This window comes from Pseudomonas sp. RtIB026 (assembly GCF_016861355.2).
GTDB classification, from domain to species: Bacteria; Pseudomonadota; Gammaproteobacteria; order Pseudomonadales; family Pseudomonadaceae; genus Aquipseudomonas; species Aquipseudomonas peradeniyensis.
The window spans coordinates 1,159,648-1,184,893 of the sequence record NZ_AP023348.2 but is presented as its reverse complement, the minus strand read 5'-3'; the positions used below and the strand labels follow the sequence as shown (position 1 = coordinate 1,184,893).

The following is a 25,246-nucleotide window of genomic DNA, read 5'->3' as shown; positions in this document are numbered from 1 at the left end:
TTGTCGGCGCATCGCGGCGCTACCTTCACCACAGAGTCACGCGCATGCCGCAACCGTACATTTTCAGGACCGTCGAACTGGACGATCAGTCCATCCGCACCGCGGTCCGGCCGGGCAAGCCACACCTGACACCGTTGTTGATCTTCAACGGCATCGGCGCCAACCTCGAGCTGGTGTTCCCGTTCATCGAGGCGCTGGACCCGGACCTGGAGGTCATCGCCTTCGACGTGCCCGGGGTTGGCGGCTCGTCAACGCCCCGCCATCCTTATCGCTTCCCTGGCCTGGCCAAGCTGACCGCGCGCATGCTCGACTACCTGGACTACGGCCAGGTCAATGTCATCGGCGTGTCCTGGGGCGGCGCCCTGGCCCAGCAGTTCGCCCACGACTACCCCGAGCGCTGCAAGAAGCTGGTGCTGGCCGCCACCGCCGCCGGCGCGGTGATGGTGCCGGGCAAGCCCAAGGTGCTGTGGATGATGGCCAGCCCGCGGCGCTACGTGCAGCCCTCCCATGTGATCCGCATCGCCCCGCTGATCTATGGCGGCGGCTTCCGGCGCGACCCGGACCTGGCCATGCAGCATGCCTCGAAGGTCCGCTCGGGCGGCAAGCTGGGCTACTACTGGCAGCTGTTCGCCGGGCTCGGCTGGACCAGCATCCACTGGCTGCACAAGATCCACCAGCCCACCCTGGTGCTGGCCGGCGACGACGATCCGTTGATCCCCCTGATCAACATGCGCCTGCTGGCCTGGCGAATTCCCAATGCCCAGCTACACATAATCGACGACGGCCACCTGTTCCTGATCACCCGGGCCGAGGCCGTCGCGCCGATCATCATGAAATTCCTCGAGCAGGAACGCCAACGCGCGGTCATGCACCCCCGGCCCGCTGCGCGCACCTGATCCCGCTCCCATGGCCCCAGGAAAGCTGTCGTGGGAGCGGGCTTGCCCCGCGATCGGCCCGATTGCTAAACGATGGAGTGTTGGCATGAAAGACAAACCGGTGCCCGTCACCAGCATGAACGTGCAGAACGCCATCACCGGCCTGCGCGGTCGCGACCTGATCTCGACACTGCGCCAGGTCGGCAGGATCAGCCTGCGCAACCCGCTGCACACCGCCCATCACCTGCTGAGCCTCGGCGGCCAGCTGGGCCGCGTGCTGATCGGCGACAGTGCCTTTCAGCCCCACCCCCGCGACACGCGCTTCAGCGACCCGACCTGGAGCCAGAACCCGTTCTACCGCCGCGGCCTGCAGGCCTACCTGGCCTGGCAGAAGCAGACCCGCCAGTGGATCGAGGAAAGCAGCCTGGCCGACGACGACCGCGCCCGGGCGCAGTTCCTGTTCAACCTGGTCAGCGACGCCTTCGCCCCGAGCAACTCGCTGCTCAACCCGCTGGCGGTCAAGGAGCTGTTCAACACCGGCGGCCTGAGCCTGCTGCGCGGGGCCAGCCACCTGCTCGACGACCTGCGCCACAACGACGGCCTGCCGCGCCAGGTGGACGAACGCGCCTTCGAAGTCGGCGGCAACCTGGCCGCCAGCCCTGGTGCTGTGGTGTTTCGCAACGAGCTGCTGGAGCTTATCCAGTACAAACCCATGAGCGAGAAACAGTACACCCGGCCGCTGCTGGTCATACCGCCGCAGATCAACAAGTTCTACATCTTCGACCTGAGCCCGACCAACAGCTTCGTCCAGTACATGCTCAAGCAGGGCCTGCAGGTGTTCATGGTCAGCTGGCGCAACCCCGATCCGCGTCACCGCGAGTGGGGCCTGTCCAGTTACGTACAGGCCGTGGAGGAAGCGCTCAACGCCTGCCGCAGTATCAGCGGCAACCGCGATCCCAACCTGATGGGTGCCTGTGCCGGCGGCCTGACCATGGCCGCGTTGCAGGGCCACCTGCAGGCCAAGAAGCAACTGCGCAAGGTGCGCAGCGCCACCTACCTGGTGAGCCTGCTCGACAGCCAGTTCGACAGCCCCGCCAGCCTGTTCGCCGACGAGCAGACCATCGAGGCGGCCAAGCGCCGCTCGTACCAGCGCGGCGTGCTAGATGGCGGCGAAGTGGCGCGGATCTTCGCCTGGATGCGCCCCAACGACCTGATCTGGAACTACTGGGTCAACAACTACCTGATGGGCAAGACCCCGCCGGCGTTCGACATCCTCTACTGGAACGCCGACAACACCCGCCTGCCTGCCGCCCTGCACGGCGACCTGCTGGACTTCTTCAAGCTCAACCCGCTGACCTTCCCCGAAGGGCTGGAGGTGTGCGGCACGCCGATCGACCTCAAGCAGGTCGGGCTGGACAGCTTCACCGTGGCCGGCAGCAACGACCACATAACCCCGTGGGACGCGGTCTACCGCTCGGCCCTGCTGCTCGGCGGCGACCGGCGTTTCATCCTGGCCAACAGCGGCCATATCCAGAGCATCATCAACCCGCCCGGCAACCCCAAGGCCTACTACCTGGAAAACCCCAAGCTCTCCAGCGACCCGCGGGCCTGGTTCCACGATGCCCAACGCCGCGACGGCAGCTGGTGGCCGCTGTGGCTGGAATGGATCAGCGAGCGCTCCGGCACGCTGAAGGCGCCCCGCGAGGAACTGGGCAACGCCACCTACCCAGCGCTGGGCCCCGCGCCGGGCATCTACGTATTGGCGCGCTGACCGGATGAAGACCCGCGACCGTATCCTCGAATGTGCCTTGCAGCTGTTCAACCGCCAGGGCGAGCCGAACGTCTCGACCCTGGAGATCGCCAACGAACTGGGGATCAGCCCCGGCAACCTGTACTACCACTTCCACGGCAAGGAGCCGCTGGTGATCGGCCTGTTCGAACGCTTCGAAGAGGCGTTGATGCCACTGCTCGATCCGCCCCTGGACGTGCGCCTGGACGCCGAGGACTACTGGCTGTTCCTGCACCTGATCGTCGAGCGCATGGCCCAGTACCGCTTCCTGTTCCAGGACCTGTCCAACCTCACCGGGCGCCTGCCCAAGCTGGCGCGGGGCATGCGCAGCCTGATCAACGCCCTCAAGCGCACCTTGGCGGCATTGCTGGCCAGCCTCAAGGGCCAGGGCCAGGTGACCAGTGAAACCCAGGCGCTGGGGCAACTGGTGGAGCAGATCACCCTGACCCTGATGTGCTCGCTGGACTACCAGCGGGTACTGGGGCGCGAGGGCGACGTGGGGGTGGTGGTGTACCAGGTGATGATGCTGGTGGCGCCGCATCTGCAGGCACCGGCACGCAGGGCGGCGGAGCAGTTGGCGATGCGGTATCTGGAGGGGTAGGCGCGTCAGATCAGCGTTGAGGCTTTCGCGGGTGAACCCGCTCCCACAGGACTGCGAAAAGCCTGTGGGAGCGGGTTCACCCGCGAAATGGGCGACGCGGTGTCAGGCCTGGGTGGCCGCGTTCACCGGTGCCGACGGCGTGCTGCTGGCCGGGGCCGCGCTCGGGGCCGGAGCCGCGGTGGCGGCAGGTGCCGGAGCAGCCGGCTTGGCTGCCGCCGGCTTGGCCGGGGCGGCTTTTTTCACAGCCGGTTTCTTGGCCGCAGCGGGTTTGGCCGCTGGCTTGGCTGCCGGTTTGGCCGCCGCGGTTTTCGCTGCAGGCTTGGCCGCCGGTTTTGCCGCGGCGGTCTTGGCCGCCGGTTTTGCCGCGGCGGTCTTGGCCGCCGGTTTTGCCGCGGCGGTCTTGGCCGCAGGCTTGGCTGCCGCCTTGGCCAGGGGCTTGGCCGCGGTCTTGCTGGCACCGGCCTTGGAGATCGGGGTCACCGACGCGCCGGTCAGCTTCTCGATCTGCTTGGTCAGCGAGTCGACCTGCTGGTGCAGAGCCTTGATCTCATTACGGCTGGGCACGCCCAGGCGCGAGATGGCGCTGTTCAGGCGCTTGTCGAAGGCCTCTTCCAGCTCGCTCCACTTGCCCAGCGCACGGTCCTTGACGCCCGACACCCGCGAGTTGGTCGACGACTTGGCGCTTTCGGCCACGTCTTCAGCGGTTTTCTTCGCCTGCTTCTCGGCCTTTTCGCCATCCTTCACCAGCGAATCGAACAGCTTCGGACCATCCTGGTCGACCTTGGAGTAGATACCCAGGCCAGCCAACCAGATCTTGCGGGAGTACTTCTCGATTCCGCCGATCCAGGAGCTGCCTTCTTTCTCGGTGTTCTTCTTGCCAGCCATCCTGCTCTCCTTATGGTTTGTGCGCGACGCGCTCGAGCAGCTCGTGCAGCTGTTCAAGCTTGATGGACAACGCCTCAACGTCATGTTTAGACGGAATGCCGAGGCGATTCAAGGCGCGACCGACACGGGCGTCGAAGGCTTTCTCGATTTTGTCCAGTTGGACCTCGACCTTGCCGCGTACCCGGCTGACTTCCTGGGTGGCTTCGTCAAGATGGCCGTTGGCCGCCTCGAGCTCCTTGCCCAGGCGCTTCTTGCCGCGTTTCTCGACGCCTTCGCCGGCCTTCACCAGCTCCTTGAAGTAGTCGGAACCTTCCTGGCCGACGCGGGCGTAGGCACCGATGCCCGCCAGCCAGATCTTGCGGGCGTAGCCGCGCACCTCGCCCAGGGTACTGCCTTGGGCGTCGTCTTTCTGCTTGAGATTCACTTTGGCCATGCTCTGCACCTCATGCTCGTTCAAGGGGAGGGAGGAACTGCCCTGGGAGGCAGGGCTTGAGCGTGAAGGTAGGCGGAAAAATTAGAATCCTCACCCTAAGGTGGGGTCATGCAGCGTTTGCGTTTGCGTGGGAGCGGGCTTGCCCCGCGATAGCTATTGCCCGGGCTGGCGCTATCGCGGGGCAAGCCCGCTCCCACAATACCTGCTCCCACAAGGCCCGCGCCCGCAAACAGCAAGGAGCGCGCAGTGTCAGGCCAGCGCCTTGTCCAGCGCCCGCTCGATCTCGCCCTTGATGCTGCCGCTCATCATCGACAGCATCATGCCCAACTTCAGCTCGACGCGGATGGTGTCCTCGCCAATGTGCACGCTGCCGTTGGCGCCGCTGCGCGTCACATCGACGCGGTCGCCATTCCAGGTGGCCTTGAGGTCGTATTCGCGGCTGAGCCTGTCGACCAGCGCCTCGGCCTTGGCACGGGCGGCGTCACGGCCGAGGGAGTGTTTGCGTTCGACGCTGATCTGGGTCATGCGGGTGTTCCTGGATATGAAGACATAATCACCATTATGCCCGCCCCCTCTGCATGACACACCCCGCCAAGACAAATCCGCCCGCAGCCCCTAGAATGGCCGTAATTTTTTTCTGGTGAAGCGATATGACCGACCAGCGCAAAGGCGACCACGCCGAACCCACTACTCACTTCGGCTACCAGGACGTGCCCGAGAGCCAGAAGGCGAAGAAAGTCGCCGAGGTGTTCCATTCGGTGGCCGCCAAGTACGACCTGATGAACGACGTGCTGTCCGGCGGCATGCACCGCCTGTGGAAGCGCTTCACCATCGAGCTGTCCGGCGTGCGCAGCGGCAATCGGGTGCTGGACATCGCCGGTGGCACGGGCGATCTGGCCGCCAAGTTCTCGCGCCTGGTCGGCCCGACCGGCCAGGTGGTGCTTGCCGACATCAACGACTCGATGCTCAAGGTCGGCCGTGACCGCCTGCTTGATCGCGGCGTGGCCGGCAACATCGAGTTCGTCCAGGCCGACGCCGAGAAGCTGCCGTTCCCGGACAACCATTTCGACTGCGTGACCATCGCCTTCGGCCTGCGCAACGTGACCCACAAGGACCAAGCCATCCGCTCCATGCTGCGGGTGCTCAAGCCCGGTGGCCGCCTGTTGATCCTGGAGTTCTCCAAGCCGACCAACAAGCTGATGTCCAAGGCCTACGACGCCTACTCGTTCGCCTTCATGCCGCTGGCCGGCAAGCTGATCACCAACGACTCGGAAAGCTACCGCTACCTGGCCGAATCGATCCGCATGCACCCCGACCAGGAAACCCTCAAGAGCATGATGGTCGAGGCCGGCTTCGACCGCGTCACCTACCACAACATGACCAGCGGCATCGTCGCCGTGCACCGGGGGATCAAGCCCTGATGCTCCTGGCCGGCCTGCTTGCCAGCGCCGAGCACGGGCTCAACCGTGTCCTGCGCCTGGACAGCACCGCCCTCCCGCGCCTGGCGGCGTTGGAAGGCCGGGTGATCGAGATCGACTGCGTGCAGCCGGCCCTGAAGCTGTTCGTGCTGCCCGACGAGGAAGGCCTGATGCTCGCCGCCCACTGGGAGAGCGAGGTCGACTGCACCCTGCGCGCCCCCGCCGGGCGCCTGGCGCAGCTGGCCCTGGCCAAGGACAAGACCGCCGTGCTGCACAGCCCCCAGGTCGAACTGCATGGCGACAGCGCCGTGCTGCTCGACCTGTTCGGCATCCTGCAGGACCTGCAACTGGACTGGGAATACGAGCTGCAGCGCTGGCTGGGCCCGGTGCCCACCGCGCTGATCGCCGGCCACCTGCGCCTGCGCGCGCGCTGGACCCGCCAGGGCCTGGCGCGCTTCGGCGAAAACCTCTCCGAGTACCTGGCCGAGGAATCCCGTACCCTGGTCGGCAAACGCGAAGCCGAAGCGGCGTTCAGCGAACTCGATGCGCTGAAGGTCGACATCGAACGTCTCGAGGCGCGCCTGCGCCGCCTCGCCCACACTCTTGATACCAGCGATAACGCATGAAGCTGCTCGCCGTCCGCCGTCTGTTGCGCATCCAGCGCGTCGTGATCCGCTACCGCCTCGATGACCTGCTGTTCGAACAGCCCCTGCTGCCCTGGTGGCTGGCCAGCCTGCGCCTGCTGATGCCCTGGCGCTGGCTGCCGCGCAAGCCCCTGGAGCTGAGCCGCGGCGCGCGCCTGCGCCTGGCGCTGCAGGACCTGGGACCGATCTTCATCAAGTTCGGCCAGTTGCTCTCCACCCGCCGCGACCTGCTGCCCACCGACATCGCCGACGAGCTGATGCTGCTGCAGGACCGGGTGCCGCCGTTCGACCCGCAGCACGCCGTGGCGCTGATCGAGGAACAGCTCGGAGCGAAGGTGGGTGAGGTGTTCAGCCGCTTCGACGTCGAGCCGCTGGCCTCGGCCTCGGTGGCCCAGGTTCACGCCGCGCGCCTGAAGAGCGGCGAGGAAGTGGTGGTCAAGGTGGTGCGCCCGGGCCTCAAGCCGGTCATCGCCCAGGACCTGGCCTGGCTGTTCCTGATCGCCAAGGCCGCCGAACGCGCCTCGGCCGACGCCCGCCGCCTGCATCCGGTGGAGATTGTCGGCGACTACGAAAAGACCATCTACGACGAGCTCGACCTGCTGCGCGAGGCGGCCAACGCTAGCCAGCTGCGGCGCAACTTCGAAGGCTCCGAGCTGATGTACGTGCCGCAAGTGTACTGGGACTTCTGCCGGCCCAAGGTGCTGGTGATGGAGCGCATCTATGGCGTGCCGGTCACCGACATGGCCACCCTGGCCGACCAGCGCACCGACATGAAGATGCTCGCCGAGCGCGGCGTCGAGGTGTTCTTCACCCAGGTGTTCCGCGACAGCTTCTTCCACGCCGACATGCACCCGGGCAACATTTTCGTCAGCACGGTCAAACCTTGGAGCCCGCAGTACATCGCCATCGACTGCGGCATCGTCGGCAGCCTCACCTCCGAGGACCAGGACTACCTCGCCCGCAACCTGATCGCCTTCTTCAAGCGCGACTACCGCCGCGTGGCCCAGCTGCACATCGATTCGGGCTGGGTGCCGGCGCAGACCAAGGTCAACGAGTTCGAGGCGGCGATCCGCACCGTGTGCGAGCCGATCTTCGAGAAACCCTTGAAGGACATCTCCTTCGGCCAGGTGCTGATGCGCCTGTTCCAGACCGCCCGGCGCTTCAACATGGAAGTCCAGCCGCAGCTGGTGCTGCTGCAGAAGACCCTGCTCAACATCGAAGGCCTGGGCCGCCAGCTGTACCCCGACCTGGACCTGTGGAGCACCGCCAAGCCGTTCCTCGAGCGCTGGATGCGCGAGCGCATGAGCCCGAAGGCGGTGATCGGCAACCTGTACAGCCAGGCAGAGCAGTTGCCGCACCTGGCCGACATGACCCGCGACCTGCTCGAGCGCCTGTCGCAACCGCACCTGCACGACGCGCAATTGCCCGAGCGGCGCCGCGCCGGCGACAACTGGGCGCTGCGCCTGCTCGGCGCCGGCCTGCTCGGCGGCGGCGCCACCCTGGCCGCTGGCGCCGTCAGCCTCAGCGCCCCGGCCGCCTGGCCGGCGTGGCTGATGCTGGCCGCCGGCCTGTACCTGATCGTGCGCCGATAGCCAGCCGCGCCGCCGGCTGGCACACTAGCGCAAAGGGGCCCGGTACGGGAGCGGGCCCGGTTTGGAGTCGACGATGAAAGACTGGCTGGACGAGATCAAGTGGAACAGCGATGGCCTGGTGCCGGCGATCGCCCAAGACCACAAGACCGGGCGCGTGCTGATGATGGCCTGGATGAACCGTGAGTCCCTCGCCCTGACCGCCGCCGAGCATCGCGCCATCTACTGGTCGCGCTCGCGGGGCAAGCTGTGGCGCAAGGGTGAAGAGTCGGGCCATGTGCAGAAGCTTCACGAAATGCGCCTGGACTGCGACGCCGACGTGATCATCCTGATGGTCGAGCAACTGGGCCATATCGCCTGCCATACCGGCCGCGAAAGCTGCTTCTACCGCGTCTTCGAGGACGGCCAGTGGAAAACCGTCGACCCGGTCCTGAAGGATCCGGACGCCATCTACAGCGCAGGACACTGACATGAGCGACACCCTGAACCGCCTCGCCGAGGTGCTGGAGGAACGCAAGCACGCGGCGCCGGACAGCAGCTACGTGGCCAGCCTGCATCACAAGGGCCTGAACAAGATCCTCGAGAAGCTCGGCGAAGAGTCCATCGAGACCATCATCGCCGCCAAGGATGCCGCCGCCAGCAAGGATTACAGCGATGTCATCTATGAAACCGCAGACCTGTGGTTTCATAGCCTGGTCATGCTCAGCGCGCTGGGCCAGCATCCGCAGGCGGTGCTTGACGAGCTGGAGCGTCGGTTCGGGTTGTCCGGGCATGACGAGAAGGCTGCGCGTCAGCCTTCTGCCTGAATAATTGCGGGGGCGCGTTGCGCCCCTTTCGCGGCGCAAGGCCGCTCCTACAGGGGCCCGCGTCGCCTGACAGATTCGCAATACCCTGTGTAGGAGCGGCCTTGTGCCGCGAAAGGGCTGCAACGCAGCCCCAGGGTCCGAAAGACAGACACACATTTTCAGGAGCTTGAAATGGGCATTTTTGACTGGAAACACTGGATCGTCCTGCTGGTCGTCGTGGTGCTGGTGTTCGGCACCAAGAAACTGAAGAACTTCGGCAGCGACCTGGGCGAATCGATCAAGGGCTTCCGCAAGGCCATGAACGAAGAAGAAACCAAACCCGCCGAGCAGACCCCGCCGCCGGCGCAACCGGTTCCGCCGGTACAGAACACCGCGCAGCAGGCCCAGGGCCACACCATCGAGGGCCAGGCCCAGCCGGTCCAAGAGCCACAGCGGAAAGACTGACCCATGTTCGGCATCAGTTTCAGCGAGCTGCTGCTCGTCGGCCTGGTCGCCCTGCTGGTGCTCGGCCCCGAGCGCCTGCCGGGGGCCGCGCGCACCGCGGGCCTGTGGATCGGCCGCCTCAAGCGCAGCTTCAACGCGATCAAGATGGAGGTCGAGCGCGAGATCGGCGCCGACGACATCCGCCGCCAGTTGCACAACGAGCATATCCTGCAGATGGAGCAGGAGGCCAAGCGCATCCTCAATCCGCTGACACCACCGGCGCAGCCGCCGGCCAGCGCTGAAACGCCCGCCACACCCGCCGTCGAAGCCGCCCCCGCGCAGCCGACCGCGACGCCACCCTCCGAGCCGCCCCAACCGCCACGAGCCCCATGAGCGAGAATCCGGAACATGACCAGCCGATGCCGCTGGTTTCGCACCTGACCGAACTGCGCACCCGCCTGCTGCGCTGCGTCGCCGCCATCTTCCTGATCTTCGCCGGGCTGTTCTCCTTCGCCCAGCAGATCTACACCCTGGTCTCGGCGCCGCTGCGCGCGCACCTGCCGGCCAACGCGACGATGATCGCCACCGACGTGGCCTCGCCGTTCCTGACGCCGTTCAAGCTGACCATGATCGTCTCGCTGTTCCTGGCGATCCCGTTCATCCTGCAGCAGATCTGGGGGTTCATCGCCCCGGGCCTGTACCGCCATGAAAAGCGCATCGCCATCCCGCTACTGGTATCGAGCATCTTCCTGTTCTATGCCGGCATGGCCTTCGCCTACTTCCTGGTGTTCCCGCTGATCTTCGGCTTCTTCGCCAGCGCCACCCCCGAGGGCGTGTCGATGATGACCGACATTTCCAGCTACCTCGACTTCGTCATGACCCTGTTCTTCGCCTTCGGCGTCGCCTTCGAGATCCCGGTGGCGGTGGTGCTGCTGGTGTGGATCGGCGTGGTCGACGTGCAGTACCTGAAGAAAATCCGCCCATACGTGATCATCGGCTGCTTCGTGGTCGGCATGATCCTCACCCCGCCGGATATCTTCTCCCAGACCCTGCTGGCCGTGCCCATGTGGCTGTTGTTCGAGGTCGGTGTGCTGTGCGGCAGCCTGATCCGCAAGCGCAGCCACGAGCCGGACGCAGCGAACAACGACCACAACGACCAGCCGCCTGCGACCCAACCGTGAACCTGTTGCTTCTTGAAGAGGCCGACTTCATGTCGGCCGACCGTGTCGTCCTGGCTGATCGCCGCTTCACCCACATGCAGGAGATCCACCGCGTGGCGGTGGGCGACAGCCTGCGCGTCGGGCGCATCGGCGGCCTGATGGGCAAGGCCGAAGTCATCCGCCTCGAAGGGCATGAAGCCGAACTGCAAGTGGCCTTCGACCAGCCACCGCCGGCCAAGCTGCCACTGACCCTGGTGCTGGCCGTGCCGCGGCCGAAGATGCTGCGCCGGCTGTTCCAGACGGTCGCCACCCTGGGCGTGCCGCGGCTGATCCTGGTCAACAGCTACAAGGTTGAAAAGAGTTTCTGGCAGACCCCGTTCCTCCAGCCTGAAACCATCCGCGAAAACCTAATTCTCGGCCTGGAGCAGGCCCGCGACACGGTGCTGCCGGAAGTGATCATCGAGAAGCGCTTCAAGCCCTTCGTCGAAGACCGCCTGCCCGCCATCGCCGAAGGCTCCCTGGGCCTGGTCGGCCATCCCGGCCCCTACCCTGCCTGCCCACGCGCGGTGGAAGGCCCGGTAACCCTGGCGATCGGCCCCGAAGGCGGCTGGATCCCCTACGAGGTCGAGTTGCTCGGCAAGGCCGGCCTGGCCCCGGTGCAACTGGGCGACCGCATCCTGCGGGTGGAAACGGCGGTCACTGCCCTGCTTTCGCGAATTTTCTGACAGCAGGGTCAGGTTTTCACCATCAAGTTTCCCCGCCCCCCGCCGATGGCCTGTGCAACAGAACAATAATCCGCACTGCCACGCGCCGGGGAGTCGTCTATGTACCGTTGGTTTGCCCAGTCACTGGGAAATGTAAGCGTCAATCGCAAGTTGGGGATCGGCTTCGGCCTGGTGCTGCTGCTCACCCTCGGCATCACCTTCACCGGCTGGCTGGGCATCGACAGCGTCACCAGCCGGGGCGACAAGCTCGGCAACATCTCGGTGATCCACCAGTACACCCAGGACCTGCGCCTGGCCCGCCTGGGCTATGAGCGCAACCGTGACGACGCCGCCGTGGCGGAACTGGAAAAGGCCCTGGCCAATCTTGAGCGCCAGGTGCAGTTCATGCTCGGCCAGATCGAGCTTGACGGCGACCGTGAGCGCCTGAACAAGCAGCAGGATGCCGTGCGCCAGTACCAACAGGCCTTCACCGAACTCAAGCAGGCCGGCCAGCGCCGCGAGGCCAGCCGCGCCACCCTGGGCGACAGCGCCGACAAGGCCGCCGAGCTGATCGGCAAGGTCCAGCAGCGCCTGCTGCAGGGTGGTGATATCCAGCAGTACCAGGAAGTGGTGCAGGTCGCCGCCCTGTTGCAGCAGGCACGCTTCCAGGTGCGCGGCTACACCTACAGCGGCAAGGCCGAGTTCCAGCAGACCGCCCTCGGCGCCATCGACCAGGCCATGACCGTGCTCAAGGCGCTGCCGGGCAAGCTTGCGGCCGAGTTCGCCGCCAGCCTCGACGACGCCGCCAGCGCACTGGCCGCGTACCGCGACGCGGTAAACCAGTTCGGCAACGCCCAGGCCGCCAGCGAGCAGGCGTTGACGCGCATGTCGGCGCAAGGCCAGCTGCTGCTGGTCACCAGCCAGGAAATGAGCGTTTCACAAACCACCGTGCGCGACCAGGGCACCCAGCAGGCCAAGACCCTGCTGGCCGGCGCCACCGCCCTGGCCCTGCTGCTGGGGGTGCTGGCCGCCTTCGCCATCACCCGGCAGATCATCGTGCCACTGCGCCAGACCCTCGCCGCCGCCGAACGCGTGGCCGGCGGCGACCTGCGCCAGGACCTCAAGGCCGATCGACGCGACGAGCTGGGCCAATTGCAGGCCAGCATGCAACGCATGACCCAGGCCCTGCGCGAGCTGATCGGCGGCATCGGCGACGGCGTGACGCAGATCGCCAGCGCCGCCGAGGAACTGTCGGCGGTCACCGAGCAGACCAGCGCCGGGGTCAACAACCAGAAGGTCGAGACCGACCAGGTCGCCACCGCCATGAACGAGATGGCCGCCACCGTCCAGGAAGTGGCGCGCAACGCCGAGCAGGCCTCGGAGGCGGCGCTGATGGCCGACCAGCAGGCCCGTGAGGGCGACAAGGTGGTGGGCGAGGCGATCAGCCAGATCGAGCGCCTGGCCGGCGAGGTGGTCAACTCCAGCGAGGCGATGAGCCAGCTCAAGGCCGAGAGTGACAAGATCGGCAGCGTGCTCGATGTGATCAAGTCGGTGGCCCAGCAGACCAACCTGCTGGCGCTCAACGCCGCCATCGAGGCCGCCCGCGCCGGCGAGGCAGGCCGTGGTTTCGCCGTGGTCGCCGACGAGGTACGCAGCCTGGCCCAGCGCACCCAGCAGTCCACCGAGGAAATCGAGGAACTGATCGCCAGCCTGCAGACCGGCACCGAGCGCGTGGCCAGCGTCATGGACAGCAGCCGCGCCCTGACCGACAGCAGCGTCGAGCTGACCCGCCGCGCCGGCGACTCGCTGGGCACCATCACCCGCACCGTGTCGTCGATCCAGTCGATGAACCAGCAGATCGCCACCGCCGCCGAGCAGCAGAGTGCCGTGGCCGAAGAGATCAACCGCAGCGTGATGAACGTGCGCGACATCTCCGACCAGACCTCGGCGGCGAGCGAGGAGACCGCCAGCTCCAGCGTCGAGCTGGCCCGTCTGGGGACGCATCTGCAAGCTCTGGTCGGACGTTTCAGGCTCTAATTCGCGGCTTGCGGGCTGTAGGCCTTGCCCTTCAGCCTGTAGCGAATTTTCCTACTCGATTTGCAGGTCCAGTCCGACGGACTCCCGGCCGATGAGCAAGGGCCATGGCGGCATTCTGCCGCCATGGCCTTCTCTCAATTGGACGGAGACCTGCCATGTTCGGATACCTTGACCGCCACCTCGGCAACCTCGGCGTCGGGCTCAAGCTCGCCCTGGGTTTCGCCGTGGTGCTGCTGCTCACCCTGGCCACCACCCTCAGCGGCTGGAGCGCCCTGGACGGCGCCATCGAGCGCTCGGAGCAGCTCGGCGACATCGGCCAACTCAACGACCTGACCCGCGACCTTCGCGCCGAGCGCATCACCTACCGGGTGCTCGCCGACGACGTCAGCAGGACCCGCATCGCGACCATCCTGGAACAGTTGCACGACCGCCTGACCCTGCTGCAGCAACGCAGCGGCGTCGATTCGTCGCGACAGATGCTGAACCAGAAACTGCAGTTGCTGCAGCGCCTGAAGGCCGACTTCGCCACCCTGCAAGGCACCGTGGACAGCCGCGAAGGCTTGCGTGTGGCGATGCAGGCGCAAGCAGGCGTGCTCGAAGCCGTGATCGACGAGCTGCAGACCCAGGCCTTGCTGAAGCTGCCGGGCGACGGCCGGCAGGGTAGCGTGGTCGGCCTCATGGATACCCTGGGCCGCCATATCGAGTCCGCCAGCCAGCAAAGCCTGGTACCGGCCTATGCCTTCTCGCCCCGGGACAACTTCGCCAGCATGGGCGATGCCGCGCTGCAGGCAGCGAACAGCAGCCTCGGCCAATTGCTGCGGGCCATCGCCCCACTGGAACTGCCCGGCACATTGACCCAACGCCCGCAGGTCGAGCTGGACCGCTACCGCGACGTCTTGCGCCAATACCGCGAGGCCGCGCTCAAGGTCGAGCAGTTGCAGGACGGCATGGAGAAGATGGGCGACGAGCTGCAAACCGTGAGCCGCGAACTAAGCGACCGCAAGGTCGAGCAGCGCGACAACGAGGCCCTGGCCGACCGCTCGCTGCTGACCAGCGTGGCCGTACTGGCGCTGGTGTTCGGCATCCTCGCCGCCTGGCTGATCACCCGACAGGTCACCCAACCCCTGCGCCAGGTGCTGGCCCAGGCGGAGCGCATTGCCCGTGGCGACCTCAGCCAAGTACAGACGGTGCAGCGCCGCGACGAGATGGGCCAGCTGCAGACGAGCATGCGCGAGATGACCTTGAGCCTGCGCGAGCTGCTCGGCGGCATCGACCAGGGCGTCGGTCACCTGTCCCGGGCCGCGACGGTGCTGGCCGGCGCCAGCGTGGACACCCGCGAGCGCATTGGCCAGCAACAAGAGGAGACCGACCAGGTGGCCACCGCCATGAACCAGATGAGCGCCACGGTGCAGGAGGTCGCGCAGAACGCCGAGCAGGCCTCGCAGGCGGCCACCGCCGCCGACCGTCAGGCACAGCTGGGTGACGAGGTGGTGGCCGAGGCGATTGCCCGCATCGAGCAGTTGGCCGGGCAGATGGACCACTGCCTGACGGCCATGGGTCACCTGGCCGGTGAAAGCCAGCGCATCGGTTCGATTCTCGATGTGATCAAGTCGGTATCCGAGCAGACCAACCTGCTGGCGCTTAACGCCGCCATCGAGGCCGCCCGGGCCGGCGAGGCCGGGCGCGGTTTCGCCGTGGTGGCCGACGAGGTGCGCGGCCTGGCCCAGCGCACGCAGCAGTCGACCGAGGAAATCGAACTGCTGATCGACAACCTGCACCGTGGCACCGACGAGGTGACCGGCCTGTTGGACGACAGCAAGCGCCTGACCGGGCAAAGCGTCGAACTCAGCCGCAAGGCCGGCGCCGCGTTGGGGCAGATTACCGAGACGGTGTCGACGATCCAGGGCATGAACCAGCAGATTGCCACGGCCAGCGAGCAGCAAAGCGTGGTGGCCGAGCAGATCAACCGTAGCGTGATCAATGTGCGGGATGTTTCGGAGCAGACGCGGGCGGCCAGTGAACAGACGGCGGTTTCGAGTGGGGAGTTGGAGCAGTTGGGGCAGCAATTGCGGGGCATGGTGGGGCGGTTCAATCTTTAAGTCTTGCAGGCGTACCCAGATCGCCAGGACCTGAAACCAGACCGACGGCTTTGGCTTTGGCTTTGGCTTTGGCTTTGGCGATCAGAAGATTAACACCGCAGCTCACTAGCGACAGCTGCGCCATCCCAGGCGCCGCCCGTAACTTCGCGACTTCAGGAGGCCGAACGCAGGTCTTGCGGAGGGAGGTGACGGGCATGGATGCCCGTCAAGCGCTGCGCCCCAGGATGGGGCGTTCAGCGCGGTCCTCCCGGGAGCAAGGCCGGAGTGAGGGAACCCGGAGCGAAGCGGAGGGCCGGATGAATGGAGCGAGGATTTTTTGGTTCCTTTTTGATCCTTCAAAAAGGAACTCGCCGTAAGGGCGAAAAGGTGACTATGCGTCGACATCGAAAATGAATGCACTTACAACCATTAAAACCAGCGCCGACCGACTTTGACTTTGACTTTGACTTTGACTTTGACTTTGACTTTGACTTTGACTTTGACTTTGACTTTGACTTTGACTTTGACTTTGACTTTGACTTTGACTTTGACTTTGACTTTTAAAGCATGTGTTTTGAAAGCTATATGCGCATTCATTCGCGATGGTGACGCGAAGTCACCTTTCCGCCCTTACGGCGGGTAACTTTTTGAAGGATCAAAAAGTCACCAAAAAATCCTCGCGGTATGACTCACCCACATGGGTTACAAATCAGTTCACGCACATAGGTAACAGTCTTTAACTGGCAGGGTCGGTTTTCGAGGATCTGACCATGCCTTGGCGAGAGCTGAAACCTATGGACCTGAAAATGCTTTTCATCGCGGATTACCTACAGGGGGCGCCCAGCTTCAGCGCCCTGTGCCAGGCCTACGAGATCAGCCGAAAGACCGGCTACAAATGGGTCGAGCGATATGAGAAAGAGGGGCCTTCGGGGCTGGAAGAACGCAGCCGCCGCCGGTTGACCCAGGACTGGATCGTGCCTGTTGCAGTTCGCGAAGCCATTATCGAACTGCGCAGTCGAGGCGAAACGGAACCGGGTCCGAAAAAGATCCAGGCTGCGCTGCAGGAGCGTTTCCCTGATCAGGCGCCGCCGTCGAAGACAGCGATCTACAACATCCTCAAGAAGGCCGAGTTGGTCAAACCACGCCGCTTACGTCAGCGGGTAGCGGTCTATCCCAAGCCCCTGGAGAAGGCAGAGTCGCCTAACCAACTGTTCAGTGCGGACTACAAAGGCCAATTTCTGACAGGTGCAGGCGTCTGGTGCTATCCGCTGACGATCATGGATCACGCCAGTCGCTTCCTGCTCGCCTGCCACAGCATGCCCAACACCAATCTTCTGGAAACGCAGGCCGTTTTCACCCAAGTGTTCCGGGAGAATGGCCTGCCTGAGCGGATTCGTACCGATAACGGTGTGCCGTTTGCCAGTAAGGGGCGTGCGGGACTTTCCCAGCTGTCGATCTGGTGGCTGCGTCTAGGCATCATTCCCGAGCGCATTGCGCCTGGTCGGCCTGAACAAAATGGCCGCCACGAACGCATGCATCGGACGCTCAAAAGCACGCTACCATCGCCGCCGGCAGTGGCCTGGGAGGCTCAACAACGGCACTTTGATCGCTTCCGGCAGCACTACAATCACGAGCGCTTGCATGAAGCGTTGAAGCAGAAAACACCGGCGTCTTGCTACCAACCCTCGCCGCGCCCATTCCCTGAAAAACTCCCCGAGATGACCTATCCCAGCCATATTGAGAGCTTGCCAGCGGATAGCTGCGGCATCATCAACCGCCGCGGCTTGAGGATCTACGTAGGTTATGTGCTCAAGCACCAGACCATTGGCCTGGAGCAGGTTGGGGATGGCGTCTGGGATGTTATTTTCGGTCCCATCATCCTTGGCAGGGTCGATGTGCGAGATGCCACTGATGGTTATGTAACACTCAAGGTGTTGTCACCTATGTGAGTGAACTTTTGTGTAACCCATGTGGGTGACCCGTACATCGCTCCATTCATCCGGCCCCTACGCTTCGCTCCGGGGTTCCCTCGCTCCGTTCTTGCTCCCGGGAGGACCGCGCTGAACGCCCCATCCTGGGGCGCAGCGCTTGACGGGCATCCATGCCCGTCACCTCCCTTCGCAAGAACTCCGCTCGGCCTCCTGAAGTCGCAATTGGCGTCGCCTGAACTATCGCGCACTTAGAAGCAAGATCAAGGTCAAGATCAAGATCAAGATCAAGATCAAGATCAAGATCAAGATCAAGAGATGAGCGTTTCTTGATTGGAGGGTGGTGTTATTTCAGTGATCAGACCCCTCGCCAACATATAGCAAGAGGCCTGAACAGTTTGACCACATACATTGCATCCACGGTTTACGCAGGTCTAAACACAATCACAGAACTTGCCGCAAGAACGCCTGCGCCCGCACATCCTTCGGCGCAGCAAAGAATTCCTGTGGCGGCGAATCTTCCAGCAACTTCCCATGATCAAAGAACAACACCCGATCCGCCACTTCCCGGGCAAAGCCCATCTCGTGCGTCACGCAGACCATGGTCATGCCCTCCTGGGCCAGGGTCTTCATCACGTCCAGCACCTCCCCGACCATCTCCGGATCAAGCGCCGAGGTCGGTTCATCGAACAGCATCACCTTCGGGTCCATCGCCAGGGCCCGGGCGATGGCCACCCGCTGCTGCTGGCCACCGGAGAGCCGCGACGGATACTCGTTGGCCTTCTGCGCGATACCGACCTTTTCCAGCAACGCCCGGGCCTTGGCTTCACGCTCGGCCTTGTTGCGCTTGCGCACCACCTTCTGCGCCAGGCACAGGTTCTCCAGCACGGTCATGTGCGGGAACAGGTTGAAGTGCTGGAACACCATCCCGACTTCACGTCGATAGGCGTTGATATCGGTCTTGGGGTCGTCCAGTTGCAGGCCGTTGATGGACACATGGCCCTCGTCGAAATGCTCCAGACCATTCAGGCAGCGCAGGAAGGTCGACTTGCCCGAGCCCGAAGGCCCCAGCACCACCACCACCTCGCCCTTGGCGACCTGGGTGGTGACGTTGTCCACCGCGCGCACCACCTGGCCGCGGGTGTCGAAGACTTTCAGCAGGTCACGGACTTCAATCACTTTGCGCAAGCCTCCGCTCGAGCCGGCTGGCGATATGCGACAGCGGCAGGTTGATCAGCAGGTACAGGCCCGCCACGCAGAACCAGATCTCGAAGGTCGAGAACGAGGTGGTGATGGCCTCGCGGCCGCTCTTGGTCAGCTCGGTAATGGCGATCACCGACACCAGCGAGGTGTCCTTGACCAGGCTGATGAACTGCCCGGCCAGCGGTGGCAGCACGCGCTTGAAGGCCTGGGGCAGGATCACATGGCGCATGGACTGGGCGCCATTGAGGCCCAACGAACGTGCTGCTTCGTTCTGGCCCTTGGCGATCGACTGCACGCCGGCACGGACGATCTCGGCCACGTAGGCGCCGGTGAACAGCGCCAGCGCCGCCACCCCGGCGAACTCGCGGGACAGGTTGAGCACGGTGCCGATGAAGAAGTAGAAGATGAAGATCTGCACCAGCAGCGGCGTGCCGCGTACCAGCTCGACATACACCGTGGACAGGTCACGCAGGGTGGGGTTGCTCGACAGCCGGCACAGCCCGGCGAACAGGCCGATCACCAGGCCCAGGGCGCCGGAGATCACCGAGATCCACAGCGTGGTCCACAGGCCCCAGGCCAAGGGGCCAGCGGCCCAGTGGCGGGTGACGCCAATGGCATCGCCCTCGGCGACGTCGTCACCACGGGCCAGCAGCATGCTGTCCTTGGCCACTTCGACGACCTGGGTGTCGCCGCTCTCATCCTTCAGGGTGACCCGGGCGTTGTCGCCGGACACCACGATTTCCTCGACCGTGCCCGGGTTGGTGGCACGCTGGGTTTCCTCGGCCTTGTAGGCGAAGTATTGCGGAACACGGTTCCAGCGCCACTCGTAGGAAATCATCGAGGTGGCCAGGTACAGGCTGATCGCCAGGCCCACCAGGACCAGCGCGGTCAGCCCATGCCAGGGCCACTGTGCTTTCTTGTGTTTGATCACTTGGGGTACTTCCACAAAAAAAGAAACGCGCCGGGTGGAGCTTTAGCGATAGCCCGTGGAGCGTGCGTTGTACTTGCCGGCCTCTTCGCGGGTAAACCCGCTCCCACAGATGTAGCCAAACCCTGTGGGAGCGGGTTTACCCGCGAAGAGGCCAGCGAAAACATCCGCTGTCCTCGATCTACCGCCCTCAGTCCAACCTGCGCGTCGGGATCAAAGTCTAGGCTTTTGGCCCGACCCTTATTCCATTTCCTTCAGCCATTCCTTGCTCTTGAACCACTTGTCGTGAATACGATCGTAGGTCCCGTCATGCTTGATCTGGTGCAGGAAGTTGTTGATGTAGTTGATGCTGTCGTAGTCGCCTTTCTTCAGGCCGAAGGCCAGTGGCTCGTAGGTGAAGGGCTCTTCCAGGAACACCAGCTTGCCGGCGCCGGCCTTCTCTACCGCCACCACGTTGTACGGCGAGTCGTAGACGAAGGCGTCGGCCTTGCCGTTGACCACGTCCATCACCCCTTCCTGCTCGTTGTCGTAGCCGTGGTACTTGGCCTTGCCGATCAGTTTCTTCGCGACCATCTCGCCGGTGGTGCCGAGCTTGGAGGTGAGGCGGTACTTCTCGTTGTTCAGGTCCTTGTACGACTTGATCTCGCCCGCCAGTTCCTTGCGGATCAGCAGGGTCTGGCCGACCACGATGAAGGGTTCGCTGAAGTTCAGGCGCAGGTTGCGCTCCTGGGTCAGGGTCATGCCACTGCCGATGAAGTCGAACTTGTCGGTCATCAGGGCCGGGATGATGCCGTCGTAGGCGGTGGAAACCATCTCCAGCTTGACGCCCATGGACTTGGCCATGGCCTTGAGGATGTCGACTTCGAAGCCGATGATCTCACCGCGCTTGTTGGTCATTTCGAACGGCATGTAGGTCGGGTCCATGCCCACGCGCAGGGTGCCACGCTTGACCGCATCGTCGATGGCGCCGGCCTGGGCGGCGGTTACCGCGATCAGGGCGGTCGCACCTACCAGCAGTCGCGACAGGTATTTCTTAATCATCACCAAGTCCCCTAGCAAGAAGTACGCAAATTTTTCTTGTAAGCACGGTCCGACAGACCGATGCGCAATATCGGGACGGATGCTAACGCATGCGCGGCGCCGGACCTAGAGCCGGGGGGGACTTTGTTGGCCAAAATCGACCAGAAAGCATCGCGGGGCCAGCCCGCTCCCACGCACCATTGAGATGGCGTGGGAGCGGGCTGGCCCCGCGATTATCGGAGCAACGGACTCAAGCCAGGGCTGGCTGGGCCACGTTCTCCGGATGCAGCGGCAGCAGCGGCGAGTGCGGATCGTTGGCGATGGACGCCCGCCACACATCGATCCACGCCGTGTTGTGCCCGGCCCACACCTGCTCGTGCAGGCGCGAAAGCGCCACCGGGTCGCTGAGCAGCGCCAGGCGGGTGTTCAGGTCCAGGCCTTTCGGGCCGACTTCCAGGGCCTTGGCCACGCGCTCGGCGCGCAGCGCCTCGATCGGTGCCGCCTGACCGTGGCGCGCCGTCGCCATGGCGCAGGCCAGGGCGTTCTGACGCGGGTCGACCACGGCACGGACGAAACCGTCGTGCAGGGCGTGCCAGCGGTTCTCGTGGGTGTACTGGTCGGTCGCCAGCAGCTCTTGCGGCGTAGCGTATTCCTCGGGGATGAGGAACAGCTTCTCGTCCTTGGCCGCCAGGCCCAGGCGCGTGCGGCTGGAGATCACCGACACCGGGATCGACAGCACCAGCGAGCCGACGATCGGCGCCAGCCACCACAGGAAGCTCGGGTTCAGCCAGGCCACCAGCCCAGCCCAGGCGATACCCAGCAGGGTCTGCGGACCATGGCGACGCACCGCTTCGCTCCACGGCGTGGAGTCGTCGTCACGCTGCGGCGAGTTCCAGGTCGCGGCCCAGCCGAGGAACGCGGCCAGCACGAAGCGGGTGTGGAAGATCATCCGCACCGGTGCCAGCAGCATGGAGAACAGCATCTCCATCAGCATCGACAGGGTGACCTTGATGCGCCCGCCGAACTCGGTGGCGCCCTTGGCCCAGATCAGGATGATGCTGAGCAGCTTGGGCAGGAACAGCAGCACGATGGTGGTGGAGAACAGCGCAATGGCCTTCTCCGGATGCCACTGCGGCCACAGCGGGTAGAGCTGGAACGGCTCGATGAAATACTGCGGCTCCATCAGGGTGTTGGTTGCCAGCAGCGCCGTCGACAGCACCAGGAACAGGAACCACAGCGGCGCCGACAGGTACGACATCACCCCGGTGAGGAACACCGCGCGGTGCACCGGGTGCATGCCCTTGACCAGGAACAGGCGGAAGTTCATCAGGTTGCCGTGGCACCAGCGACGGTCGCGCTTGAGCTCGTCGAGCAGGTTTGGCGGCAGCTCTTCGTAGCTGCCCGGCAGATCATAGGCGATCCACACGCCCCAACCGGCACGGCGCATCAGCGCGGCTTCGACGAAGTCGTGGGAGAGGATAGCACCGGCGAACGCGCCCTTGCCCGGCAACGGCGCCAGGGCGCAGTGCTCGATGAACGGCTTCATGCGGATGATCGCGTTGTGACCCCAGTAGTGCGACTCGCCCAACTGCCAGAAGTGCAGGCCGGCGGTGAACAGCGGGCCGTACACGCGGGTGGCGAACTGCTGCATGCGCGCATACAGGGTGTCCATGCCCGAGGCTTTCGGTCCGGTCTGGATGATACCGGCGTCCGGGTTGGCCTCCATCAGGCGCACCAGGCTGCTCAGGCACTCGCCGCTCATGACGCTGTCGGCGTCGAGCACGACCATGTACTTGTACTCGCCGCCCCAGCGACGGCAGAAGTCGTCGAGGTTGCCGCTCTTGCGCTTCACCCGGCGCCGACGGCGGCGGTAGAAGATGCGGCCGAAACCCTTGGTTTCGCGGCACACATCGAGCCAGGCCTGTTGTTCGGCGACGGCGATGTCGGTGTCGTTGGTGTCGCTGAGCACGAAGAAGTCGAACCGGTCGAGGTTGCCGCTGGCAGCCACCGACTCGAAGGTGGCGCGCAGGCCGGCGAACACCCGTGGCACGTCTTCGTTGCAGATCGGCATCACCAGCGCGGTGCGCGCCTCGGGCGCGATCGGCTCGTTGCCGGCGCTGCTGCCGGAAATCTTGTACTTGTCACGCCCGGTGAGCAGCTCGAGGAAGCCCATCAGGGCGGTCCAGAAGCCCGCCGACACCCAGCAGAACAGGATGCCGAACAGCACCAGGATGGAGGTCTGCAGAGCATACGGCCACACCTGCACCACCGTGTCCCACAGCGGCTGGTTGACGATTTCGTCGAGATCAACGAACGACCAACCCTGGTACGGCAGGATGCCCTTCATGTACCAGCCGGCGACGAGGGTCTGGCCGATCATCAGGGTCAGCAGGATGTAGCGGCGGATCGAGCCGACCGTGCGCCAGCGCGCCGGCGGCAGCTCGCGCTTGGGCGGCTGCGGGGCGTTGGTGCGGCCGGTCATGCGCCGCCACATGCGGATCAGGATGTTGGTGCGCCACGGCTCGGGCACGACCTTGGTGCGCTTGATCGGCGGGGCGATCTTCAGGCACAGCCGCCCACCGGCATCGACGCCGAGCATCTCGGCGTCTTCCAGCTCGGCGGCGCTGCCGACGGTAAGACGGGCGCCCACCGAGGCCTGGGCGGCCTCGGCGGTGCCGGCGGCCGGTTGGGCCGCCAGGTGTTGGTGCAGCTCGCTGAAGGAGGTGCAGCGGGCGAGTTCCGCACGCTGCTCGTCGCTCAGGGGAAGGTGGGCCAGGTACTCGCTCAGCGATTCCGGCCTTGCGCTTGAGTTACTCATCGGCAGGCAACTGATAGCTCCAGGTCTCGGTCAGCACTTTCTCGGTGGTGGCCGGGGTCCCGTTGGTGGATGCCGCATCGGCGGCGGGTTGCTCGGCAGCCTTCTCGACCTTGGCTTTCTCGGCCTTGGCGTGAGCATGCTTGGCCGCGGCCTTGTCCTGCTTGGCCGGCTTGGGCTGTTCGACCGGTACGTCGCGCAGCAGCGCGGCGCGCATCTCGGTGGATTTCTTCGGATCCTGCACCTTCAGGCGCAGGGTCAGGCGCCAGCCTTTGGTTTCCGGGTTGTAGCGCAGGTTGTTCTCGACCACTTCGGCGTTGTCGCCGACGCTGACCTGGCTGCGCACGGCGGTGTCGGCCGGCAGCGTGGCCAGGTTCGGGCCGATGAAGTCGACCAGGAAGGCCACGGTGCCATCGGTCTGGCGGATCAGGTTGGACTGTTTGACGTCGCCGGTGGAGCGCAGGGTCTGCTTGACCCAGCCCAGTTCCTGCGAATGCAGTTGGTCTTCCTTGATGGTCCAGCGCAGGCGGTAGTCGTACTCGAACGGCTTGCCCACCTCAGGCAGTTTTTCCGGGCTCCAGAAGGCCACGATGTTGTCGTTGGTCTCGTCGGCGGTCGGGATCTCGACCAGGTCGACGGTGCCCTTGCCCCAGTCACCCTTCGGCTCGATCCAGGCGCTCGGGCGCTTCTCGTACTCGTCGTCGAGGTCTTCGTAGTCGCTGAAGTCGCGCTGGCGCTGCAGCAGGCCGAAACCACGCGGGTTCTCGACGCTGAAGTTGCTCACGGCCAGGTGTTTCGGGTTGTTCAGCGGACGCCACAGCCACTCGCCGTTGCCGGCGTGGATCGCCAGGCCTTCGGAGTCATGCAGGGCCGGACGGTAGTTCATGACCTTGGATGGCTGGTTGGGGCCGAACAGGTACATGCTGGTCAGCGGGGCGATGCCCAGGCGGCTGACGTTGTCACGCAGGTAGACCCGCGACTTGACGTCGACCAGGGTGTCCTCGCCCGGACGCAGGGTCAGCTTGTAGGCGCCGGTGGAGCGCGGCGAGTCGAGCAGCGCGTAGATCACCAGGTGCTTGTCGTTCGGCTTGGGCTTCTCGATCCAGAATTCGCGGAAGCGCGGGAATTCCTCACCAGACGGCAGCGCGGTGTCGATGGCCAGGCCACGGGCCGACAGGCCGTAGCGGTGGCCCTTGCCGACCACGCGGAAGTAGCTGGCGCCAAGCAGGGTCATGATCTCGTCCTGCTTGTCGGCCTTGTTGATCGGGTAGAGCACGCGGAAACCAGCGTAGCCGAGGTTCTTGGTGGCTTCGGCGTCATGCGGCACGTCGCCGAACTCGAAGCGGCTCGGGTCGTACTTGATTTCCTTGACCTTGTTGGCGGTGATCTCGTTGATGGTCACCGGCGTGTCGAAGTGCATGCCCTGGTGGTAGAACGAGAGCTTGAACGGCGTCTTGTCCTTGGCCCACTCGGCCTTTTCCTGCAGGAAGCGGATCTTCTGGTAGTCGGCGTACTTCATGTCGCGGAACACCGGCGGCAGGTTGCTCTTCGGTGCCTCGAACTTCTGACCGGCCAGATCCTTTGCCTTGGCTGCAACGTCGTCCAGATTGAATGCCCACAGCTGGCCCGCGCTCAACAGGCCGACCAGTGCCACGCCGGCCAGCATGGCCTTGCGCAGCCGGGTACCGGGGATTCTAGGTGCAATACAGGGGCTTACAATCACGAGCAATCCTCGCCGAAAACAGATCATGAAACCAACGGCCAGCGACCAATGCCGGGTTGGCGAGCACTGTTCGGACCCCGTGAGGGCGTAATGATTCCCCAAACGGATCCTGACAATGCTCGAGTCAAAGTGAAACGAACCTGCGAACGCAGGTTCATGCAGCGCGCGATTATCCAGCAGGTCGCGT

General features: G+C 64.7%; 23 protein-coding genes and 2 pseudogenes. 17 read left to right on the top strand and 8 right to left on the bottom strand.

Annotation, left to right across the window (positions count from 1 at the left end; all coding sequences use genetic code 11):
• Positions 1 to 44: 44 nt before the first annotated feature.
• The 3 genes from phaZ to PRtIB026_RS05340 all read left to right on the top strand — a co-directional run bounded on the left by phaZ (position 45) and on the right by PRtIB026_RS05340 (position 3,265).
• Positions 45 to 896 (top strand): poly(3-hydroxyalkanoate) depolymerase, encoded by an 852-nt coding sequence (phaZ, locus tag PRtIB026_RS05350; RefSeq protein ID WP_203648324.1) that lies wholly within the window; start codon positions 45 to 47, stop codon positions 894 to 896.
• 85 nt (positions 897 to 981) lie between these two features.
• Entirely contained in the window at positions 982 to 2,646 is a 1,665-nt protein-coding gene (phaC, locus tag PRtIB026_RS05345; protein WP_203648326.1) for a class II poly(R)-hydroxyalkanoic acid synthase, read from the top strand.
• Positions 2,647 to 2,650: 4 nt separating this feature from the next.
• Positions 2,651 to 3,265, top strand: coding sequence for a TetR/AcrR family transcriptional regulator (locus PRtIB026_RS05340; protein WP_203648328.1), 615 nt, complete (start codon positions 2,651 to 2,653; stop codon positions 3,263 to 3,265).
• Positions 3,266 to 3,367: 102 nt separating this feature from the next.
• Here PRtIB026_RS05340 and PRtIB026_RS05335 read toward each other — a convergent pair whose 3' ends face one another.
• From PRtIB026_RS05335 to PRtIB026_RS05325, 3 genes are all read right to left on the bottom strand, one after another.
• Positions 3,368 to 4,150: a phasin family protein gene (locus PRtIB026_RS05335; RefSeq protein WP_267813669.1), complete on the bottom strand. Its 783-nt coding sequence runs from the start codon at positions 4,148 to 4,150 to the stop codon at positions 3,368 to 3,370.
• A gap of 10 nt (positions 4,151 to 4,160) precedes the next feature.
• Positions 4,161 to 4,583, bottom strand: a complete 423-nt coding sequence (locus PRtIB026_RS05330) for a phasin family protein (protein ID WP_110734707.1) — start codon at positions 4,581 to 4,583, stop codon at positions 4,161 to 4,163.
• Positions 4,584 to 4,832: 249 nt separating this feature from the next.
• Positions 4,833 to 5,108, bottom strand: coding sequence for a polyhydroxyalkanoic acid system family protein (locus PRtIB026_RS05325; protein WP_050707257.1), 276 nt, complete (start codon positions 5,106 to 5,108; stop codon positions 4,833 to 4,835).
• 125 nt (positions 5,109 to 5,233) lie between these two features.
• On the opposite strand from PRtIB026_RS05325, the gene ubiE reads away from it, so the two are divergent.
• The 14 genes and pseudogenes from ubiE to PRtIB026_RS05265 all read left to right on the top strand — a co-directional run bounded on the left by ubiE (position 5,234) and on the right by PRtIB026_RS05265 (position 17,391).
• A complete protein-coding gene (gene ubiE / locus PRtIB026_RS05320) occupies positions 5,234 to 6,004 on the top strand; it encodes a bifunctional demethylmenaquinone methyltransferase/2-methoxy-6-polyprenyl-1,4-benzoquinol methylase UbiE (RefSeq protein WP_203648331.1) in 771 nt (256 codons plus the stop codon).
• Positions 6,004 to 6,627 carry a ubiquinone biosynthesis accessory factor UbiJ gene (locus PRtIB026_RS05315; protein WP_203648333.1) on the top strand — a complete coding sequence of 208 codons (624 nt, stop codon included), beginning with the start codon at positions 6,004 to 6,006 and terminating at the stop codon, positions 6,625 to 6,627. The genes ubiE and PRtIB026_RS05315 overlap by 1 nt, the downstream gene beginning before the upstream one ends.
• Positions 6,624 to 8,237: a ubiquinone biosynthesis regulatory protein kinase UbiB gene (ubiB, locus tag PRtIB026_RS05310; RefSeq protein WP_203648335.1), complete on the top strand. Its 1,614-nt coding sequence runs from the start codon at positions 6,624 to 6,626 to the stop codon at positions 8,235 to 8,237. Before PRtIB026_RS05315 ends, ubiB begins: the two co-directional genes overlap by 4 nt.
• A 73-nt stretch (positions 8,238 to 8,310) precedes the next feature.
• A complete protein-coding gene (gene hisI, locus PRtIB026_RS05305; protein ID WP_050707261.1) occupies positions 8,311 to 8,703 on the top strand; it encodes a phosphoribosyl-AMP cyclohydrolase in 393 nt (130 codons plus the stop codon).
• Between the two features lies 1 nt (position 8,704).
• The gene (locus PRtIB026_RS05300) at positions 8,705 to 9,040 is read left to right on the top strand and encodes a phosphoribosyl-ATP diphosphatase (RefSeq protein WP_203648337.1); all 336 of its coding nucleotides are present in this window, start codon (positions 8,705 to 8,707) and stop codon (positions 9,038 to 9,040) included.
• Positions 9,041 to 9,211: 171 nt separating this feature from the next.
• The gene (locus PRtIB026_RS05295) at positions 9,212 to 9,484 is read left to right on the top strand and encodes a twin-arginine translocase TatA/TatE family subunit (protein ID WP_028688374.1); all 273 of its coding nucleotides are present in this window, start codon (positions 9,212 to 9,214) and stop codon (positions 9,482 to 9,484) included.
• Between the two features lie 3 nt (positions 9,485 to 9,487).
• Entirely contained in the window at positions 9,488 to 9,856 is a 369-nt protein-coding gene (gene tatB, locus PRtIB026_RS05290; protein WP_203648339.1) for a Sec-independent protein translocase protein TatB, read from the top strand.
• The gene (tatC, locus tag PRtIB026_RS05285; RefSeq protein WP_203648341.1) at positions 9,853 to 10,644 is read left to right on the top strand and encodes a twin-arginine translocase subunit TatC; all 792 of its coding nucleotides are present in this window, start codon (positions 9,853 to 9,855) and stop codon (positions 10,642 to 10,644) included. Before tatB ends, tatC begins: the two co-directional genes overlap by 4 nt.
• Positions 10,641 to 11,348, top strand: coding sequence for a 16S rRNA (uracil(1498)-N(3))-methyltransferase (locus PRtIB026_RS05280; RefSeq protein WP_203648343.1), 708 nt, complete (start codon positions 10,641 to 10,643; stop codon positions 11,346 to 11,348). The genes tatC and PRtIB026_RS05280 overlap by 4 nt, the downstream gene beginning before the upstream one ends.
• 99 nt (positions 11,349 to 11,447) lie before the next feature.
• Positions 11,448 to 12,461, top strand: a pseudogene (locus PRtIB026_RS26570) (methyl-accepting chemotaxis protein); the annotation flags it as partial.
• Between the two features lie 30 nt (positions 12,462 to 12,491).
• Positions 12,492 to 13,364: a methyl-accepting chemotaxis protein gene (locus tag PRtIB026_RS26565; RefSeq protein ID WP_420713657.1), complete on the top strand. Its 873-nt coding sequence runs from the start codon at positions 12,492 to 12,494 to the stop codon at positions 13,362 to 13,364.
• A 104-nt stretch (positions 13,365 to 13,468) separates the two neighbouring features.
• A pseudogene (locus tag PRtIB026_RS26560) lies at positions 13,469 to 14,560 on the top strand (methyl-accepting chemotaxis protein); the annotation flags it as partial.
• A gap of 9 nt (positions 14,561 to 14,569) precedes the next feature.
• Complete coding sequence (locus PRtIB026_RS26555) at positions 14,570 to 15,463, top strand: methyl-accepting chemotaxis protein (RefSeq protein WP_420713656.1); 894 nt, start codon at positions 14,570 to 14,572, stop codon at positions 15,461 to 15,463.
• A gap of 749 nt (positions 15,464 to 16,212) precedes the next feature.
• The gene (locus PRtIB026_RS05265) at positions 16,213 to 17,391 is read left to right on the top strand and encodes an integrase core domain-containing protein (RefSeq protein WP_203647529.1); all 1,179 of its coding nucleotides are present in this window, start codon (positions 16,213 to 16,215) and stop codon (positions 17,389 to 17,391) included.
• 423 nt (positions 17,392 to 17,814) lie between these two features.
• On the opposite strand, the gene PRtIB026_RS05260 is transcribed toward PRtIB026_RS05265, so the two are convergent.
• The 5 genes from PRtIB026_RS05260 to PRtIB026_RS05240 all read right to left on the bottom strand — a co-directional run bounded on the left by PRtIB026_RS05260 (position 17,815) and on the right by PRtIB026_RS05240 (position 25,002).
• Positions 17,815 to 18,549, bottom strand: coding sequence for an amino acid ABC transporter ATP-binding protein (locus tag PRtIB026_RS05260; protein ID WP_203652716.1), 735 nt, complete (start codon positions 18,547 to 18,549; stop codon positions 17,815 to 17,817).
• A complete protein-coding gene (locus PRtIB026_RS05255; protein ID WP_254465336.1) occupies positions 18,542 to 19,504 on the bottom strand; it encodes an amino acid ABC transporter permease in 963 nt (320 codons plus the stop codon). Before PRtIB026_RS05255 ends, PRtIB026_RS05260 begins: the two co-directional genes overlap by 8 nt.
• A gap of 237 nt (positions 19,505 to 19,741) precedes the next feature.
• Entirely contained in the window at positions 19,742 to 20,539 is a 798-nt protein-coding gene (locus tag PRtIB026_RS05250; protein ID WP_110735164.1) for a transporter substrate-binding domain-containing protein, read from the bottom strand.
• A gap of 232 nt (positions 20,540 to 20,771) precedes the next feature.
• On the bottom strand, positions 20,772 to 23,339 hold the full coding sequence (gene mdoH / locus PRtIB026_RS05245; RefSeq protein WP_203648355.1) for a glucans biosynthesis glucosyltransferase MdoH: 2,568 nt from the start codon (positions 23,337 to 23,339) through the stop codon (positions 20,772 to 20,774).
• The gene (locus PRtIB026_RS05240) at positions 23,332 to 25,002 is read right to left on the bottom strand and encodes a glucan biosynthesis protein G (protein WP_232854956.1); all 1,671 of its coding nucleotides are present in this window, start codon (positions 25,000 to 25,002) and stop codon (positions 23,332 to 23,334) included. Before PRtIB026_RS05240 ends, mdoH begins: the two co-directional genes overlap by 8 nt.
• Positions 25,003 to 25,246 lie beyond the last annotated feature (244 nt).

What these genes read in the sequence shown, in the direction of transcription:
- phaZ (WP_203648324.1), top strand. Translation starts at nt 45, where the DNA reads ATGCCGCAACCGTACATTTTCAGGACCGTCGAACTGGACGATCAGTCC.
- phaC (WP_203648326.1), top strand. Translation starts at nt 982, where the DNA reads ATGAAAGACAAACCGGTGCCCGTCACCAGCATGAACGTGCAGAACGCC.
- PRtIB026_RS05340 (WP_203648328.1), top strand. Translation starts at nt 2,651, where the DNA reads ATGAAGACCCGCGACCGTATCCTCGAATGTGCCTTGCAGCTGTTCAAC.
- PRtIB026_RS05335 (WP_267813669.1), bottom strand. Translation starts at nt 4,150, where the DNA reads ATGGCTGGCAAGAAGAACACCGAGAAAGAAGGCAGCTCCTGGATCGGC.
- PRtIB026_RS05330 (WP_110734707.1), bottom strand. Translation starts at nt 4,583, where the DNA reads ATGGCCAAAGTGAATCTCAAGCAGAAAGACGACGCCCAAGGCAGTACC.
- PRtIB026_RS05325 (WP_050707257.1), bottom strand. Translation starts at nt 5,108, where the DNA reads ATGACCCAGATCAGCGTCGAACGCAAACACTCCCTCGGCCGTGACGCC.
- ubiE (WP_203648331.1), top strand. Translation starts at nt 5,234, where the DNA reads ATGACCGACCAGCGCAAAGGCGACCACGCCGAACCCACTACTCACTTC.
- PRtIB026_RS05315 (WP_203648333.1), top strand. Translation starts at nt 6,004, where the DNA reads ATGCTCCTGGCCGGCCTGCTTGCCAGCGCCGAGCACGGGCTCAACCGT.
- ubiB (WP_203648335.1), top strand. Translation starts at nt 6,624, where the DNA reads ATGAAGCTGCTCGCCGTCCGCCGTCTGTTGCGCATCCAGCGCGTCGTG.
- hisI (WP_050707261.1), top strand. Translation starts at nt 8,311, where the DNA reads ATGAAAGACTGGCTGGACGAGATCAAGTGGAACAGCGATGGCCTGGTG.
- PRtIB026_RS05300 (WP_203648337.1), top strand. Translation starts at nt 8,705, where the DNA reads ATGAGCGACACCCTGAACCGCCTCGCCGAGGTGCTGGAGGAACGCAAG.
- PRtIB026_RS05295 (WP_028688374.1), top strand. Translation starts at nt 9,212, where the DNA reads ATGGGCATTTTTGACTGGAAACACTGGATCGTCCTGCTGGTCGTCGTG.
- tatB (WP_203648339.1), top strand. Translation starts at nt 9,488, where the DNA reads ATGTTCGGCATCAGTTTCAGCGAGCTGCTGCTCGTCGGCCTGGTCGCC.
- tatC (WP_203648341.1), top strand. Translation starts at nt 9,853, where the DNA reads ATGAGCGAGAATCCGGAACATGACCAGCCGATGCCGCTGGTTTCGCAC.
- PRtIB026_RS26565 (WP_420713657.1), top strand. Translation starts at nt 12,492, where the DNA reads ATGCAACGCATGACCCAGGCCCTGCGCGAGCTGATCGGCGGCATCGGC.
- PRtIB026_RS26555 (WP_420713656.1), top strand. Translation starts at nt 14,570, where the DNA reads ATGGGCCAGCTGCAGACGAGCATGCGCGAGATGACCTTGAGCCTGCGC.
- PRtIB026_RS05265 (WP_203647529.1), top strand. Translation starts at nt 16,213, where the DNA reads ATGCCTTGGCGAGAGCTGAAACCTATGGACCTGAAAATGCTTTTCATC.
- mdoH (WP_203648355.1), bottom strand. Translation starts at nt 23,339, where the DNA reads ATGAGTAACTCAAGCGCAAGGCCGGAATCGCTGAGCGAGTACCTGGCC.
- PRtIB026_RS05240 (WP_232854956.1), bottom strand. Translation starts at nt 25,002, where the DNA reads ATGCTGGCCGGCGTGGCACTGGTCGGCCTGTTGAGCGCGGGCCAGCTG.